Here is a 17,107-nt window from a genome sequence, read left to right as displayed (position 1 = left end):
AAATATAAATATGGAAGCACAAACCATAAAAAATAGTAACTCAACTACAAAAACTACAGAACGTATTTCTGGTAGTGAGGCAATTGTAAAATGTTTAATTGAAGAAGGAGCAGATATCATTTATGGATATCCTGGAGGAGCAATTATGCCAGTTTATGATGAGTTATATAAATATCAAGGTAAAATACACCATGTATTAACACGTCATGAACAAGGAGCAACACATTCTGCTCAAGGTTATGCAAGAATTTCTGGAAAAGTTGGTGTGGCAATAGCCACTTCTGGTCCTGGAGCAACAAATTTAATTACAGGTATTGCAGATGCTCAAATAGATTCTACACCAATGGTGTGTATAACAGGTCAGGTTCCTTCTCATTTATTAGGTTCAGATGCATTTCAAGAAACAGATATTGTAGGTATCTCTACACCAGTTACTAAATGGAACTGTCAAGTAACAAAAGCTTCTCAGATACCTGAAGCTATTGCAAAAGCTTTTTATATAGCAAAAAGTGGTAGGCCAGGTCCTGTTTTGGTAGATATTACAAAAGATGCTCAGTTTGAAGAGTTCGATTTTTCTTATGAAAAATGTACAGGAGTTAGAAGTTATAATCCGGTTCCAAAAACAGAAATTGCTTCTGTTGAAGCTGCTGCTAAATTAATTAATGAAGCAAAAAAACCTTTAGTAGTTTGGGGTCAGGGTGTAATTTTAAGTGAGGCAGAAGAGCAGTTAAAAGCAGTTATTGAAAAAGCAGGAATTCCTGCTGCTTGGACAATTTTAGGTGCTTCAGCAATTCCTACTTCTCATCCATTAAATGTTGGTATGGTTGGTATGCATGGTAATTATGCTCCAAACATTTTAACAAATGAATGTGATACCTTAATTGCAATAGGGATGCGTTTTGATGATCGTGTAACTGGTAGTTTAGATACATATGCAAAACAAGCTAAAGTTATTCACTTTGAGATTGATCCTGCAGAAGTTGATAAAAATGTAAAAACAGATGTAGCTGTTTTAGGTGATGCAAAAGCTAGTTTAGAGGCTTTATTACCAATGATAAACAAAAATACTCATACAGAATGGCGTCAGAAATTTACTGACTTATATAATATTGAGTACGAAAAAGTTATAAAAAATGATTTATATCCTACTAAAGAGGGTATAACAATGGCAGAGGTTTTAAAAGAAATTAACATTCAAAGTAAAGGAGAAGCTGCAATTGTATCAGATGTAGGACAACATCAAATGATTGCTTGTAGATATGCAGAGTTTAATAAATCTAAGAGTAATATTACTTCTGGAGGATTAGGAACAATGGGCTTTGGTTTACCAGCGGCTATTGGAGCAAAAATGGCTGCCCCAGAAAGAGAAGTAGTTTCTATATCTGGTGATGGAGGTTACCAAATGACAATTCAAGAACTAGGTACTATTTTTCAGCAAAGAGCAGCTGTAAAAGTGGTGGTTTTAAATAATGATTTCTTAGGGATGGTTCGTCAGTGGCAACAATTGTTTTTTGATAAAAGGTATGCTTCTACAGAAATGACAAATCCTAATTTTGTTGCTATTGCAGAAGGTTACTATATTAAAGCAAAAAAAGTAACAAAAAGAGAAGAATTAGCAGAGGCTGTTAAAGAAATGATGGAAAGTAAAGAGGCTTATTTCTTAGAGGTTTGTGTAGAAAAAGAAGATAACGTATTTCCAATGATTCCTTCAGGAGCAAGTGTTTCAGATATAAGATTAGAATAAGATGAGTACAGAAAAACAACTTTTTACAGTATCAATATATACTGAAAACAATATTGGGTTGTTGAATAGGATTTCAGCAATTTTCCAAAGAAGGCACATAAATATAGAGAGTTTAAATACATCTCCATCTGAAATTGTAGGGGTTTCTAAATTTACAATTGTTGTAAAAATGACTGAGGTAAATATTAAGAAAATTATTGGTCAATTAGAAAAGCAAGTAGAGGTTATTAAGGCTTACTACCATAATGATGATGAAACAATTTATCAAATTTCTGGTTTGTTTAAAATTAAATCAGAATTGTTATTTGAAGAACGTCAGATTCAAAATATAATTAAAGAAAGTAATGCAAGAATTGTTACTGTAAATAAAGAGTTTTTTGTTCTTGAAAAATCAGGAAAAAAAGAAGAAATTGTTGGTTTACACGAACAATTAAGCGAATTTGGTATTATGCAATATACACGTTCAGGAAGAATAGCTATTACAAAAGAAGAAATGAAAATTTCAACATTATTAGAAACATACAACAACTAAATAAATAAAAATGTCAAATTATTTTAACACATTAACATTAAGAGAGAAATTAGAGCAATTAGGACAATGTCGTTTTATGGACGCTTCAGAATTTGAAGACGGAGTAGAAGCATTAGTAGGAAAGAAAATTGTTATTGTAGGTTGTGGAGCACAAGGTTTAAACCAAGGTTTAAATATGAGAGAATCTGGTTTAGATATTTCTTATACTTTAAGACAATCTGCTATCGATCAAAAAAGAGATTCTTATATCAATGCAACTTCAAACAATTTTGAGGTTGGTACGTATGAAGAAATGTTACCAACAGCAGATTTGGTAATTAATTTAACTCCAGATAAACAACACACAAATGTTGTAAAAGCAGTTATGCCTTTAATGAAAGAAGGAGCAACTTTATCTTATTCTCACGGTTTTAATATTGTAGAAGAAGGAATGAAAGTTCGTGAAGATTTAACTGTAATTATGGTGGCTCCTAAGTCTCCAGGGTCTGAGGTTAGAGAAGAATATAAAAGAGGGTTTGGTGTACCAACATTAACAGCGGTTCACCCAGAAAATGATCCTCAAGGTAAAGGTTGGGCACAAGCTAAAGCATATGCAGTTGCAACTGGTGGTAATAGAGCAGGTGTTTTAGAATCTTCTTTTGTTGCTGAGGTAAAGTCTGATTTAATGGGAGAGCAAACTATTTTATGTGGTTTGTTACAAACTGGTGCAATTTTATCTTTTGATAAAATGGTTGAAGAAGGAATTGATGCTGGTTATGCAGCTAAATTAATTCAATATGGTTGGGAAACTGTAACAGAAGCTTTAAAACATGGAGGTATTACTAACATGATGGATAGATTATCTAATCCTGCTAAAGTTGAAGCATTTAGATTATCTGAAGAATTAAAAGATATTATGCGTCCATTATTCCAAAAGCATATGGATGATATTATGACTGGTCATTTTTCTAAGACAATGATGGAAGACTGGGCTAATAATGATAAAAACTTATTAACTTGGAGAGCAGCTACAGGAGAAACTGCTTTTGAAAAACAAGTTATTACAGACCAAGAAATTCCAGAACAAGAATACTTTGATCATGGAACTTTATTAGTTGCTTTTGTAAGAGCTGGTGTTGAGTTAGCTTTTGAAGCAATGACTGAATCTGGAATTATTGATGCTTCTGCATATTATGAATCTTTACATGAAACTCCATTAATTGCAAATACAATTGCAAGAATGAAGTTAGCAGAAATGAATCGTGTTATTTCTGATACTGCTGAGTATGGATGTTATTTATTCGATCACGCTTGTAAGCCTTTGTTAACAGATTTTATGAAAACAGTTTCTACAAACGTAATTGGTAAGCCATTTAGTTCTGAAAACGGTGTTGATAACCAAGAATTAATAAGAATTAATAAAATTATTAGAAACCACCCAGTAGAAAAAGTGGGAGATTGGTTAAGAGAGTCTATGACAGCAATGAAAGTAGTAAAAACTGCATAATTAAGTAAGTTTTTAAATTTTATAAAAACCTGTCAGAATTCACTTTCTGACAGGTTTTCTTTTTATATTAATATCCTGATTTGAATTAATATTATTAATAAAATAGCTTTTAAGAAGAATGTCGAAAAAAACATTTAAACAAATGTATTGCATTACAGGCTTTGTTTCAATATTTTTAATATATATTGTTTACAAGCTTTGGGTTACTGATATAGTTGCTAATAATTCTAATAATTGGAATAAAACCCAAGGTGTTATAACATATAGTCAAATAGAAACTTCAGAGTATTCATTAGATACTGAAAATTTGGGTAATATGGTAAGGAGTAAATTAATATTAAAATATAAATATAAGGTTAATGATTATGAATATATAGGTAATACAATTTCCTTTAAAACTCAAAGTACTAATAAGCAACAATTATTAATAAAACAAAAATATTATCCTGTTAATAAAAAAGTTTCAGTATACTACAACCCAAAAAACATAAAGCAGGTTGTATTAGAAAAAGGTAGTGAAGGTGTTAGTAAAGTGAAAATAATATTCACTTTTATAAATATCTTTTTTATTTTCTTAACAGTTGTTTTTATCAGAAAATCTAAAAGTGTTTGATCTTTTCTTTATTATAGATAAAACTAAATATTAAAATTGTAGAATTCATTTTTATAATGCAAACAAAACCAATTTATTTTCCAAGTATACAAAGTGTAAGAACTGCTGCTGAAAATTTAAAAGATGTAGCAACTAAAACACCTCTTAATAAAAACTTTAATCTATCTAAAGAATTAGGAGCAAATATTTTCTTTAAAAGAGAAGATTTACAAGTAGTTCGTTCCTATAAAATTAGAGGAGCTTTTAATAAAATGTCTTCTTTAAGTAATGAAGAAAAACAATGTGGAATTGTTTGTGCTAGTGCAGGTAATCATGCACAAGGAGTTGCATTATCTTGTAAATTGCTAAAGATAAAAGGAACAATTTTTATGCCTTCTCCAACTCCTAATCAAAAAATTAACCAAGTAAAAATGTTTGGCGAAAATTTTATTGAAGTTGTAATTGGTGGAGATACTTTTGATGATGCCTATAATGCTGCAAAACAAGAATGCGATTCAAAAAACAAAACATTTATTCATCCTTTTGATGATCAAAAAGTAATAGAAGGTCAAGCAACTGTTGGATTAGAAATATTAGAACAAGCATCAGATAAAATAGACTATGTATTTGTGCCTATTGGAGGAGGAGGTTTGTCATCAGGTTTATCAACTGTATTTAAAAATTTATCTCCAGAAACAAAAATTATAGGTGTAGAACCAGAAGGAGCACCTTCAATGTTGACTTCTTTAAACAACAAAAAAAATACAACTTTAGAAAAAATTGACCCTTTTGTTGATGGAGCTGCAGTAAAAAAAGTAGGCGATTTAAATTTTGCTATTTGTCTTAAGAATTTAGATGATGTAATTACTGTTTCAGAAGGGAAAATTTGTCAAACTATATTAGATTTATATAATAAAGATGCAATTGTAGTTGAGCCAGCAGGTGCATTAAGTATTTCTGCTTTAGATTTAATGGCAGAAGATATAAAAGGGAAAAACGTAGTTTGTGTTGTTAGTGGAAGTAATAATGATATAACTAGAACTGCAGAAATTAAAGAACGTGCATTGCTACATGCAAATTTAAAACATTACTTTATTGTAAAGTTTCCACAGAGAGCAGGAGCATTAAAAGAGTTTGTGGCTGACATTTTGGGTCCAAATGATGATATTACACATTTTGAATATACCAAGAAAAATAATCGAACAAATGGTGCAGCAGTGGTTGGTTTAGAATTAAAATCTTCTAAAGATTTAGCTCCTTTAATTCAAAGGATGAAAGAAAATAATTTTTTTGGCGACTACTTAAATGACAAACCAGATTTATTTCAATTTTTAGTATAAAAGTCTTTTAATAAAGACTAAAGATAAAAATATCGAAAACCTTTTCGTGAATAGATTTAAATTATAAGATAATATAGTCTTATTTTTTGTTAATTTGAACTTATTATTTTATAAAAATTTGAGAACTAAAATTAGTTTTAAGGTTTTTACGACAATATAATTTATGAAAAAACAAGTTAAAGAAATACCAGAAGCTTATAAAATACAATCACTTTTACATCAAAAAACGTATTTAGTTAGTGGTGAATTAAGAGAGTGGAAAGGAAAAATGGCTGAGGTTTATTCTACAATATCATCAACCAAAGAATATAAACCAACCTTATTAGGTACTGTGCCAGATTTAACAGAAAATGAAGCTTTAGAGGCTTTAAGTTCTGCATATAGAGCATATGATAAAGGTCAAGGTTTATGGCCAACAATGAGGGTTGTAGATAGAATTGAATGTATGGAGGAGTTTGCAGAGCAAATGAAAACCAAACGTGAAGAGGTAGTGAAATTGTTAATGTGGGAGATTGGTAAATCTTTGCCTGATTCTGAAAAAGAATTTGACAGAACAATAGAATATATTTACGACACTATTGAAGATTATAAGCAAATGGATCGTAATTCTGCAAAGTTTGAAAAAAACAGCGGAGTTCATGCACATATTAGACGTGGACCTTTAGGGGTTGTATTGTGTTTGGGGCCTTATAATTATCCTTTAAATGAAACTTTTGCATTGTTAATCCCTGCATTAATTATGGGGAATACAGCTGTTTTTAAACCTGCAAAACATGGAGTTTTATTGTTATCACCATTAATGGAGGCTTTTCAAAATAGTTTTCCTGAAGGTGTAGTTAATGTTATTTATGGTAGAGGTCGTGTTTTAGCAACTCCTATTATGAAAACTGGTAAGGTAGATGTTTTGGCTTTAATTGGTAATAGTAAATCTGCGAATGCTATTCAAGCAAATCATCCTTTTAAAAATAGATTACGTTTGGTTTTAGGTTTAGAAGCTAAAAACCCAGCTATTGTTTTACCAGATGCAGATTTAGATTTAGCTATAAGTGAATGTTTATCTGGAGCTACTTCATTTAATGGACAGAGATGTACAGCTTTAAAAGTGTTATATGTACATGAACATATTGTAGATAAGTTTAATAAAAGATTTGCAGAAGCTGTAGATGCGTTAAAATTTGGTAATCCTTGGGAAGATGGAGTGAAGTTAACTCCTTTACCAGAACCAGGAAAACCAGCTTACATACAAGAACTAATAGATGATGCAAAAGAAAAAGGAGCTGCAGTAATTAACAAAAAAGGTGGAGAAACTACTGATAATTATATTTTTCCTTCTGTTTTGTTTCCAGTTTCAAAAGAGATGAGAGTTTTTAAAGAAGAACAATTTGGACCAGTAACTCCTGTAGTTTCTTTTAAAAATATTCAAGAACCTTTAGATGATATGGCAGATTCTAATTACGGACAACAAGTAAGTGTTTTTGGTAGCGAGGTAAAAACTTTAGCCCCTTTAATAGATGCTTTAGTTAATTTAGTGTGTAGGGTAAACTTAAATAGTGCTGCTCAAAGAGGACCAGATGTTTATCCGTTTACGGGTAGAAAAGATTCTGCTGTTTCTACTTTAAGTGTACACGATGCTTTAAGGGCATTTTCTATAAGAACATTTGTTGCATCTAAAGACACACCATATAATAATGATATTTTAAAAGAGTTATTAGAAAAAAAAGCATCAAACTTTATAAGTACTGATTATCTTTTATAAACAGTAACAACATTAATTCATAAAAAAAGCTTCCAATTAAGGAAGCTTTTTTTTTATTTACACTTATTTAAATAGTAGTCTGTATTTTTTAAACTTTAATAGTAAACATAGGTTTTAATGCGTTTTTAGACAGTGTTTTAGTAACGCTACCAGTAAATAAATGGGCTAAACCACTTCTACCATGTGTGCTTAAAGCAATTAAATCTGCATTTATTTCTTTAGAAAAATTTAAAATTCCTTTTTCAACAGAAACATCATTGTAAACATTTATTTTGTGTTTTTTTAAATTAAAATCTGATATAAAATTTTGAATTTCTTGTTTCGTTTCAGAAGTAACCTGAAAATTTGCGGGAGTATTTACTTTTAATAAATGAATTTTACTATTAAAGGTGTTTGCAAAATGTACAAATTTGTCAAACACTTCTTTGTTTTCTTCTTTAAAGTTTGAAGCAAATACAAGGTTTTTTAATTTAAATTTTTCAAAATCTTTTTTTACAACAATAACAGGTCTTTTAGAGGTTCTTACTACTTTTTCGGTATTAGATCCAATAGTAATTTCTTCTAGTTCAGATAATCCTTTAGAACCCATTATAATTATATCTGCATCAATTTTATCAGCATATTTTATAATACCATCAAGTGGATTATTTAATTTTATGAAATATTCAACTTTTATAGATTTGTTAAAAAACTGATCTCTAAATAATAAAATTTTCTCTCTAATTTTTCTTAAATATAACATGCTTTCAGGAATGCTAAATTTACTGCTAGAAGCTATGTCAATTACTCCTTTTGGTAATTCTATTAAATGAATTAAATAAATAGTTGCACCTGTTTTTTTTGCTATTTTAGAAGCCACTTTTGATGCATATTCAGAGGATTTCGAAAAATCTATAGGAACTAAAATATTTTTCATCTCACAAAAATTTAAAAATTAATATCAGTATATCTAAAGTTACAAAAAATAATTGACTTAAACTTAGTTTGGTAAATCCCAAACATTTAGTATATTTGCAGCGAAATTTACAATAAATGAAGAAGGAAGGGGACTAAAAAGTCCCCTCTTTTTATACTTTATTTTAAGATTAAAAATGGACTACACTAAAGTAAAAGATTTAGTAGATGAAGCAATAGCTCTGAATGATTCTTTGTTTTTAATAGATTTAACTATTTCTGCAAATAATAAAATTCAAGTTACTGTAGATGGAGATAAAGGAGTTCCTTTAAGTGAATGTATAAGAATAAGTAGGAGTGTAGATGGTAATTTTGATAGAGAGGAAGAAGATTTTTCTTTAGAAGTTACCACTCCAGATATTGCACATCCACTAAAAGTTAAAAGACAATATATAAAAAACATCAGTAGAATATTAAAAGTAAAAACTTCAGAAGAAGAATTTGAAGGAACTTTAGTAGAAGCAGATGAAGATAAAATTGTTTTGAATTGGAAAGCAAGAGAGCCAAAACCAATAGGAAAAGGAAAAGTTACGGTTCAAAAATCGGTAACTTTAGACTATAAAGATATTAAAGAAACAAAAGTTAAGATTGTATTTTAAGCAAAAATGTAATGGAGAATATAGCATTAATTGATTCGTTTTCAGAATTTAAAGATAATAAAAGTATAGACAGAGTAACATTAATGTCTATTTTAGAAGAGGTTTTTAGAGCTGCCTTAAAACGTAAGTTTGGTTCTGATGATAATTTTGATATTATTATAAACCCAGATAAAGGAGATTTAGAAATTTGGAGAAATAGAGTTGTTGTTGCAGATGGATTTTCTGAAGATGATAATGAAGAGATAGAATTAGCTGAAGCAAGATTAATTGAACCAGATTTTGAAATTGGAGAAGATGTATCTGAAGAAGTTAAATTAATTGACTTAGGAAGAAGAGCAATTTTAGCATTACGTCAAAACTTAATTTCTAAAATTTACGAACACGATAGCACTAATATTTTTAAGCAATTTAAAGACTTAGAAGGAGATTTATACAGTGCAGAAGTACATCATATTCGTCATAATGCAATTATTTTGTTAGATGATGAAGGTAATGAAATAGTATTACCAAAAAGCGAGCAAATTCGTTCAGATTTCTTTAGAAAAGGAGATTCTGTTAGAGGTGTTATAAAAACAGTAGAATTAAGAGGTAATAAACCAGCTATAATTTTATCAAGAACATCTCCTGCATTTTTAACTAAATTATTCGAACAAGAAATTCCAGAAGTATTCGATGGTTTAATTACTGTAGAAGGAGTTGCAAGAATTCCTGGAGAAAAAGCAAAAGTAGCTGTAGATTCTTATGATGATAGAATAGATCCTGTTGGAGCTTGTGTTGGTGTAAAAGGATCAAGAATTCATGGAATTGTACGTGAATTAGGAAATGAAAACATAGATGTAATTAACTATACCAAAAACGAACAATTATTTATTTCTAGAGCATTAAGTCCTGCAAAAGTGACTTCAATGGAAATAGAAATGTTCGAAGAAGAAAAAAATGGTAAAAAAGGACGTGTAAGCGTTTTATTAAAACCAGAAGAAGTTTCTAAAGCAATTGGTAGAGGTGGTGTAAATATTCGTTTAGCAAGTGAGTTAACTGGTTACGAAATAGACGTTCAAAGAGAAGGTTTAGAAGAAGAAGATGTAGAGTTAACAGAATTTATTGACGAAATTGAAGATTGGGTTATTACAGAATTCAAAAAGATTGGTTTAGATACTGCAAGAAGCGTATTAGAAACTAGTGTTGCAGAATTGGTAAAAAGAACCGATTTAGAAGAAGAAACAATTATGGATGTTCAAAGAATTTTGAAAGAAGAATTCGAGGACTAAGTATAGTATAGAAGTAAAGTAAAAAGTATATTTTTACAATTATAAAGTTAAAAAGAATATATGTCTGTAGGCAAAACAATGAGGCTTAATAAAGTTTTAAGAGAATTAAATATTTCTCTTGATAGAGCAGTTGAATATTTAGCGGATAAAGGTCATGAAATAGAAGCAAGACCAACCACTAAAATTCCAGGAGACGTCTATCAAGTTTTACTTGATGGCTTTGAAACAGATGCTAATAAAAAAGCAGCATCTAAAGAAGTTGGAGAGGAAAAACGTAAGGAGAAAGAAGCAATTCGTTTAGAGTTAGAAGCTAAGTTAGAGAAGAAAAAAGCTGAAGAGCTTAAAAAAGAAGAAGTTTTAAAAGCCAAAGCAGATAAATTAGAGTTTAAAACTGTAGGTAAAATCGATATTGACAATATTGGTAAAAAAGCTTCAGACAAAGCAGAAGAGGTTAAAGAAGAACCAAAGGTAGTTGCAGAAGAACCAAAAGCAGAAGAGCCTAAAGTTGTAGTTGAAACTCCTGTAGTTGAAGCTCCAAAACCTGAAGCTCCTAAAGTAGAAAAAGTTGTTGAAGAAACTCCTGTTGTTGAAGCTCCAAAAACTCCAAAAGTAGAAGTTAAAAAAACAGTTTCAGAAATAGAAAAAGTAGTTTCTAAAGTTGTAGAAAAACCTAAGGTTAATAAAAAAGAAGGTGTAAAATCTGAAGATAAAACTGAAGATGTTACTCCAGAAAATGCTGAAGCGATTAAAACTCAGTATAAAAAATTAGATGGTCCTAACTTTACAGGTAAAAAAATTGATTTAAAGCAATTTGAAAGACCTAAGAAGAAGAAACCAGAGGTTAAAAAAGATGCTAATGCAGATGCTAAGAAAAAGCGTAAACGTATTAGTAAACCAGGTACACCAAACTCTAATAATAACAGAGGTCCAGGTAATAGAGGAGGAAACAACAGAGGTCCAGGAAATAATAGACCAGGATTTAGAGGTGGTAGAGGAAACCAAAGACCAGCAGCAGTTAAAAAAGAAGAGCCAACAGAAGCAGAAATTCAAAAGCAAGTAAGAGAAACTCTTGAAAAACTGCAAGGTAAATCTTCTAGAGGTAAAGGTGCTAAACACAGAAGAAGCAAAAGAGATGCACATAGAGAGCATACAGAAGCAGAATTAGAAGCACAAGCATTAGATAGCAAAATCTTAAAAGTAACAGAATTTGTTACTGTAAGTGAAGTTGCTACAATGATGAATGTTCCTGTAACCAACATTATTTCATCTTGTATGATGTTAGGAATGATGGTAACAATGAACCAACGTTTAGATGCAGAAACTCTAGTTATAGTTGCTGAAGAATTTAATCATAAAGTAGAGTTTATTGGTGCTGAAGTAGAAGAATCTATTGAAGAAGTAATTGATAAACCAGAAGATTTAGTAAATCGTGCACCAATTATTACAGTTATGGGTCACGTAGATCATGGTAAAACATCTTTATTAGATTATATTAGAAAAGCAAATATTGTAGATGGTGAAAGTGGAGGAATTACACAACATATTGGTGCTTATTCTGTAAATGTAGGAGATCAAAAAATTGCATTTTTAGATACACCAGGTCACGAAGCCTTTACAGCAATGCGTGCACGTGGAGCACAAGTTACAGATTTAGTAATTATTGTAGCAGCAGCAGATGATGATGTTATGCCACAAACTAAAGAAGCAATTTCTCACGCTCAAGCAGCAGGTGTACCAATTATTTTTGCAATTAATAAGATTGATAAACCAAATGCAAATCCAGATAATGTAAAAACTCAATTATCTTCAATGAATTTATTAATTGAAGAATGGGGTGGAAGCATTCAGTCTCAAGATATATCAGCAAAAACTGGTCAAGGAATTGATGAGTTATTAGAAAAAGTTTTATTAGAAGCCGAAATTTTAGAATTAAAAGCAAATCCTAATAAAAATGCTGTTGGTACAGTTGTAGAAGCGCTTTTAGATAAAGGAAGAGGTTATGTATCTACAATAATGGTACAAGCAGGTACTTTAAAAATTGGAGACTATATTCTTGCAGGAAAAAACAGTGGTAAAGTAAGAGCCATGTTTGATGATAAAGGAAATAACTTAAAAGAAGCTGGACCATCAACTCCAGTATCAATTTTAGGTTTAGATGGAGCACCTCAAGCAGGAGATAAATTTAATGTATTTGATGATGAACGTGAAGCAAAACAAATTGCATCAAAAAGATCTCAATTACAACGTGAGCAATCTGTAAGAACTCAGAAAACATTAACGTTAGACGAAATTGGACGTAGAATTGCTTTAGGGGACTTTAAAGAATTAAACATTATTCTTAAAGGAGATGTAGATGGTTCTGTAGAAGCATTAACAAACTCTTTCCAAAAATTATCTACTGAAGAAATTCAAGTAAATATTTTACATAAAGGTGTAGGAGCAATTACTGAAAGTGATGTGTTATTAGCAACAGCTTCAGATGCAATTATTGTTGGATTTAATGTACGTCCTCAAGGAAATGCAAGAACAATAGCAGACAAAGAAGAAGTAGATATTAGAACATACTCTATTATTTATGATGCTATTAATGACCTTAAAGATGCCATGGAAGGAATGTTATCTCCAGAAATGAAAGAAGAAGTTACTGGTAACGTAGAAATTAGAGAGATCTATAAAATTTCTAAAGTTGGTAACATTGCAGGTTGTATGGTAATGTCTGGTAAAATTCAAAGAGATTCTAAAATTAGAATTATTAGAGAAGGAATTGTTGTTCATGATGGTTCTTTAACAGCTCTTAAACGTTTTAAAGACGATGTAAGAGAAGTTAAAAAAGGATTTGATTGTGGTATTCAAATTAAGAACTACAATGATATTGCTCAAGGAGATATAATTGAAGCTTATACTGAAGTAGCAGTTAAAAAGAAATTAAAATAATAATTTCTAAACTTAAATATAAGTCGAGATTTCATAATGTTGAAATCTCGACTTTTTTTATGCAATAAATTCAAAATAATGAACAATTAATTTACTTTAATCTTTATTATAATAAACGTAAATTTGCAGCTTCTAAAAGAAAAACAAATGCAATACAATCACTTAGAGATAGAAAAGAAATGGCAAAAATTTTGGGCAGAAAACCAAACTTTTAAAGCTAGTAATAATTCTGAGAAACCTAAATATTATGTGTTAGATATGTTTCCTTATCCTTCTGGAGCAGGTTTACATGTTGGTCACCCTTTAGGTTATATTGCAAGTGATATTTATGCACGTTATAAACGTCATAAAGGTTTTAATGTATTGCATCCACAAGGGTATGATTCTTTTGGATTACCTGCAGAACAATATGCAATACAAACAGGTCAACATCCTGCAAAAACTACAGAAGAAAATGTAGCAACTTATAGAAGACAATTAGATAATATTGGTTTTTCTTTTGATTGGAGCAGAGAAGTAAGAACTTCAAATCCTGAGTATTATAAATGGACTCAGTGGATTTTTATTCAACTTTTTAATTCTTGGTATAATAAAGATTCAGATAAAGCAGAAGATATTTCTACTTTAGAAAAAATCTTTAAAAAAGAAGGAAATGCAACAGTAAATGCGGTTTCTGATGAAGATATTACCGTTTTTTCTGCTGATGAATGGAAAGCTTTTTCAACGAAAGAACAAGAAGAAATATTACTACAATATCGTTTAACTTTTTTATCAGATACAGAAGTAAATTGGTGTCCTGCATTGGGTACAGTTTTAGCAAATGATGAAATTGTAAACGGAGTTTCAGAACGTGGAAGTCATCCTGTTGTTCGTAAAAAAATGACACAATGGTCTATGCGAATTTCTGCATATGCACAACGTTTGTTAGATGGTTTAGAAAATATAGATTGGCCACAACCTTTAAAAGATTCTCAAACCAACTGGATTGGTAGATCTCAAGGAGCTATGGTTTCTTTTGAAGTTGAAAATAATGCAACAAAAACTTCTTCTGATGTAAAATTATCTTACAAAGAGTTAGAAGAATTAAAGGAATTACGTCAAAATTTATCGAAAGCAGAAACAACACTTTGGGATGAATTAAAAGGTAAAAAGGGCGCAACAAAATTTAGAAAAAAATATACAGTAGGTTCTTATTTAGTAGATTTTGTTTGTGTTGCAAAGAATTTAATTGTAGAGTTTGAAGGAAAGGAAGATGAAGCAGAAAGAACAGCGTTTTTTCATAAAGAAGGATTCAATGTAATTCGTTTTACCAATGAAGAGGTTCTACAAAATGTTGTGAAAGTTGTTTCTGAAATTAATTTTGCAATTCAATTTCCAAAAGTAGAGCAAACACAAAGCAAGCAGAATGTCATTTCGAGCGAAGTCGAAAAATCTCACAAAATAGATGTTTTTACAACAAGACCAGATACTATTTTTGGAGTTAGTTTTATGACTTTAGCACCAGAACATGAATTGGTTGCAAAAATTACAACAGAAGCACAAAAAGCAGAAGTTGAAGCTTATGTAGAAGCTACAGCAAAACGTTCTGAACGTGATAGAATGGCAGATGTAAAAACCATTTCTGGAGCATTTACAGGTGCTTATGCAATTCATCCTTTTTCTGGAGAAAAAGTTCAAATTTGGATTGGAGATTACGTTTTAGCAAGTTATGGAACAGGTGCAGTTATGGCAGTTCCTTGTGGTGATCAACGTGATTATGATTTTGCAAAATATTTTAATATTCCAATTCCAAATATTTTTGAAGGTGTAGATATTTCTGAAGCTGCTCATACAGATAAAGAAGGAACTGTAATTGCAAATTCAGACTTTTTATCAGGTTTAAAATACAAGAAAGCTTTAAAATTAGCCATTTACGAACTTGAAAAAAGAGGTATTGGTTATGGTAAAATAAATTACAGATTACGTGATGCTGTTTTCAGCAGACAACGTTATTGGGGAGAACCTTTTCCTGTATATTACAAAGATGGAATGCCTCAAATGATTGATGATAAACATTTACCAATTGTGTTGCCAGAAGTAGAAAAGTACTTACCAACTGAAGATGGAAAACCACCTTTAGGAAACGCAACAGAATGGGCTTGGGATTCTCGTAACAAAAAAGTTGTTTCTAACGATAAGTTAAAAAATAAAACGGTATATCCATTAGAACTGAACACAATGCCTGGGTGGGCAGGTAGTTCTTGGTATTTTAATAGATATATGGATGCCACAAACTCTACAGAGTTTGCAAGCAAAGAATCTTTAGAATATTGGAAAGAGGTAGATTTATATATTGGTGGTTCTGAGCATGCAACAGGGCATTTATTGTACGCTCGTTTTTGGCAAAAATTCTTGTTTGATAAAGGGATTGTTCCTGTAGATGAATTTGCAAAAAAATTAATCAACCAAGGAATGATTTTAGGAACATCTGCTTTTGTTTATAAAGCAACTCCTTTTATTAAAAATGGTTGTGGTTGTGCAGATGAAAAATCGAATGATGATGTAATTGAGAAAATACCAACGGTTTTTGTTTCTAAAAATTTATTTAAATCTGATGATGAGTTTGAAACTGTTGTAAAAAATTATTTATTAGATAATAAACTTTTAGATCCAAATTTTGCAGATTTAGTAATGATTACTAAAACACCAATTCATTCTGATGTTTCTTTGGTAAATGCTTCTGATGAGTTAGATATTGATGGATTTAAAAATCATCCTTTAAATGCAGATTATAAAAATGCAGAATTTGTTTTAGAAGAAGGTGTTTATAAAGTTGGACGTGAAGTAGAAAAAATGTCTAAGTCTAAATACAATGTTGTAAACCCAGATGCTATTTGTGAAGAATATGGAGCAGATAGTTTACGTTTATTCGAAATGTTTTTAGGTCCTTTAGAACAAGCTAAACCTTGGAAAACTTCTGGAATTTCTGGAGTTTCTTCTTTCTTAAAGAAATTATGGAAATTGTTTTTTGATGGAGAAACGTTATCAGTTTCTGATGATGGACCAACAAAAGATGAATTAAAATCTTTACACAAAACCATTAAAAAAGTAGAAGAAGATATAGAGAATTTCTCTTTTAACACTTCAGTATCAACATTTATGATTGCTGTAAATGAGTTAACTGCATTAAAATGTAACAAACGTGCTATTTTAGAGCCTTTAACGGTTTTAGTTTCTCCTTATGCGCCTCATATTGCTGAAGAATTGTGGAGTTTATTAGGACATAAAGATTCTATATCAACAGCAGGGTTTCCTGTTTTTGAAGCGAAACATTTGGTAGAAAGTGCTAAAAATTATCCAATTTCTTTTAATGGTAAAATGCGTTTTACTCTAGAACTTCCTTTAGATATGTCTAAGGATGAAATAGAAAAAACAGTAATGGCACATGAAAAAACGATTGCTCAATTAGATGGTAGAACTCCTAAAAAAATAATTATTGTTCCAGGTAAAATTGTAAATATTGTAGGTTAAATACTTGTAATTTTTTAAAATCTATTTCTTTAATTTTGTGATGTAATAGTTTTATGGTTTTTACGACCAAAAAAATGAATGATTAAAGAAAAATAGTATGAACTTTTTCGAAATTTTAGGTGTATTAGCTGCAATTATAACCACAGTTTCTTTTTTACCTCAAGTATATAAAACATGGAAAACTAAAGACACAAAAGCATTGTCTTTAACAATGTATACGTCTTTTTTTATTGGTGTTTCTATGTGGGTTGTTTATGGTTTTTATTTGAAAAGCATTCCAATTATAGTTGCCAATATTATAACAGCAATATCTGCATTAACTTTAATAGGTTTAAAGATAAAATATAAGTAAATAAAATAATACTTTATAAAATTAAAAGTCATTACAATAA

12 protein-coding genes are annotated in these 17,107 nt (G+C 30.3%); 11 read left to right on the top strand and 1 reads right to left on the bottom strand.

Translation table 11 applies throughout. The features are described from left to right. The first annotated feature begins 10 nt into the window (after positions 1-10). The 6 genes from ilvB to MPF13_RS00310 all read left to right on the top strand — a co-directional run bounded on the left by ilvB (position 11) and on the right by MPF13_RS00310 (position 7,450). On the top strand, positions 11-1,744 hold the full coding sequence (ilvB, locus tag MPF13_RS00335; RefSeq protein WP_249980232.1) for a biosynthetic-type acetolactate synthase large subunit: 1,734 nt from the start codon (positions 11-13) through the stop codon (positions 1,742-1,744). A gap of 1 nt (position 1,745) precedes the next feature. After that, positions 1,746-2,276 carry an acetolactate synthase small subunit gene (gene ilvN, locus MPF13_RS00330; protein ID WP_249980231.1) on the top strand — a complete coding sequence of 177 codons (531 nt, stop codon included), beginning with the start codon at positions 1,746-1,748 and terminating at the stop codon, positions 2,274-2,276. A gap of 10 nt (positions 2,277-2,286) precedes the next feature. Beyond that, a complete protein-coding gene (gene ilvC / locus MPF13_RS00325) occupies positions 2,287-3,762 on the top strand; it encodes a ketol-acid reductoisomerase (RefSeq protein ID WP_249980230.1) in 1,476 nt (491 codons plus the stop codon). 142 nt (positions 3,763-3,904) lie between these two features. Further along, on the top strand, positions 3,905-4,375 hold the full coding sequence (locus MPF13_RS00320) for a DUF3592 domain-containing protein (RefSeq protein ID WP_249980229.1): 471 nt from the start codon (positions 3,905-3,907) through the stop codon (positions 4,373-4,375). Between the two features lie 56 nt (positions 4,376-4,431). Further along, positions 4,432-5,694 (top strand): threonine ammonia-lyase IlvA, encoded by a 1,263-nt coding sequence (gene ilvA, locus MPF13_RS00315; RefSeq protein WP_249980228.1) that lies wholly within the window; start codon positions 4,432-4,434, stop codon positions 5,692-5,694. Positions 5,695-5,857: 163 nt separating this feature from the next. Further along, positions 5,858-7,450, top strand: coding sequence for an NADP-dependent glyceraldehyde-3-phosphate dehydrogenase (locus tag MPF13_RS00310; RefSeq protein ID WP_249980227.1), 1,593 nt, complete (start codon positions 5,858-5,860; stop codon positions 7,448-7,450). Between the two features lie 88 nt (positions 7,451-7,538). On the opposite strand, the gene MPF13_RS00305 is transcribed toward MPF13_RS00310, so the two are convergent. Then, complete coding sequence (locus MPF13_RS00305; protein ID WP_249980226.1) at positions 7,539-8,366, bottom strand: universal stress protein; 828 nt, start codon at positions 8,364-8,366, stop codon at positions 7,539-7,541. 175 nt (positions 8,367-8,541) lie between these two features. On the opposite strand from MPF13_RS00305, the gene rimP reads away from it, so the two are divergent. The 5 genes from rimP (at position 8,542) to MPF13_RS00280 (ending at position 17,067) form a co-directional block, all read left to right on the top strand. Next, positions 8,542-9,003, top strand: a complete 462-nt coding sequence (rimP, locus tag MPF13_RS00300; protein ID WP_249980225.1) for a ribosome assembly cofactor RimP — start codon at positions 8,542-8,544, stop codon at positions 9,001-9,003. An 11-nt stretch (positions 9,004-9,014) separates the two neighbouring features. Continuing rightward, positions 9,015-10,271: a transcription termination factor NusA gene (gene nusA, locus MPF13_RS00295; protein ID WP_249980224.1), complete on the top strand. Its 1,257-nt coding sequence runs from the start codon at positions 9,015-9,017 to the stop codon at positions 10,269-10,271. Positions 10,272-10,331: 60 nt separating this feature from the next. Further along, positions 10,332-13,205, top strand: a complete 2,874-nt coding sequence (gene infB / locus MPF13_RS00290; protein WP_249980223.1) for a translation initiation factor IF-2 — start codon at positions 10,332-10,334, stop codon at positions 13,203-13,205. Positions 13,206-13,352: 147 nt separating this feature from the next. Then, on the top strand, positions 13,353-16,715 hold the full coding sequence (locus MPF13_RS00285; RefSeq protein WP_249980222.1) for a leucine--tRNA ligase: 3,363 nt from the start codon (positions 13,353-13,355) through the stop codon (positions 16,713-16,715). A 97-nt stretch (positions 16,716-16,812) separates the two neighbouring features. Then, on the top strand, positions 16,813-17,067 hold the full coding sequence (locus tag MPF13_RS00280; RefSeq protein ID WP_249980221.1) for a SemiSWEET family sugar transporter: 255 nt from the start codon (positions 16,813-16,815) through the stop codon (positions 17,065-17,067). Positions 17,068-17,107 lie beyond the last annotated feature (40 nt).

It is taken from the genome of Polaribacter sp. Z022, from assembly GCF_023555495.1.
In the GTDB taxonomy this organism is placed as follows: Bacteria; Bacteroidota; Bacteroidia; order Flavobacteriales; family Flavobacteriaceae; genus Polaribacter.
The sequence above is the reverse complement of the archived record's forward strand: the minus strand, read 5'-3'. Positions and strand labels throughout refer to the sequence as shown.

What these genes read in the sequence shown, in the direction of transcription:
- infB (WP_249980223.1), top strand. Translation starts at nt 10,332, where the DNA reads ATGTCTGTAGGCAAAACAATGAGGCTTAATAAAGTTTTAAGAGAATTA.
- nusA (WP_249980224.1), top strand. Translation starts at nt 9,015, where the DNA reads ATGGAGAATATAGCATTAATTGATTCGTTTTCAGAATTTAAAGATAAT.
- MPF13_RS00320 (WP_249980229.1), top strand. Translation starts at nt 3,905, where the DNA reads ATGTATTGCATTACAGGCTTTGTTTCAATATTTTTAATATATATTGTT.
- ilvA (WP_249980228.1), top strand. Translation starts at nt 4,432, where the DNA reads ATGCAAACAAAACCAATTTATTTTCCAAGTATACAAAGTGTAAGAACT.
- MPF13_RS00310 (WP_249980227.1), top strand. Translation starts at nt 5,858, where the DNA reads ATGAAAAAACAAGTTAAAGAAATACCAGAAGCTTATAAAATACAATCA.
- MPF13_RS00280 (WP_249980221.1), top strand. Translation starts at nt 16,813, where the DNA reads ATGAACTTTTTCGAAATTTTAGGTGTATTAGCTGCAATTATAACCACA.
- MPF13_RS00305 (WP_249980226.1), bottom strand. Translation starts at nt 8,366, where the DNA reads ATGAAAAATATTTTAGTTCCTATAGATTTTTCGAAATCCTCTGAATAT.
- rimP (WP_249980225.1), top strand. Translation starts at nt 8,542, where the DNA reads ATGGACTACACTAAAGTAAAAGATTTAGTAGATGAAGCAATAGCTCTG.
- ilvB (WP_249980232.1), top strand. Translation starts at nt 11, where the DNA reads ATGGAAGCACAAACCATAAAAAATAGTAACTCAACTACAAAAACTACA.
- MPF13_RS00285 (WP_249980222.1), top strand. Translation starts at nt 13,353, where the DNA reads ATGCAATACAATCACTTAGAGATAGAAAAGAAATGGCAAAAATTTTGG.
- ilvN (WP_249980231.1), top strand. Translation starts at nt 1,746, where the DNA reads ATGAGTACAGAAAAACAACTTTTTACAGTATCAATATATACTGAAAAC.
- ilvC (WP_249980230.1), top strand. Translation starts at nt 2,287, where the DNA reads ATGTCAAATTATTTTAACACATTAACATTAAGAGAGAAATTAGAGCAA.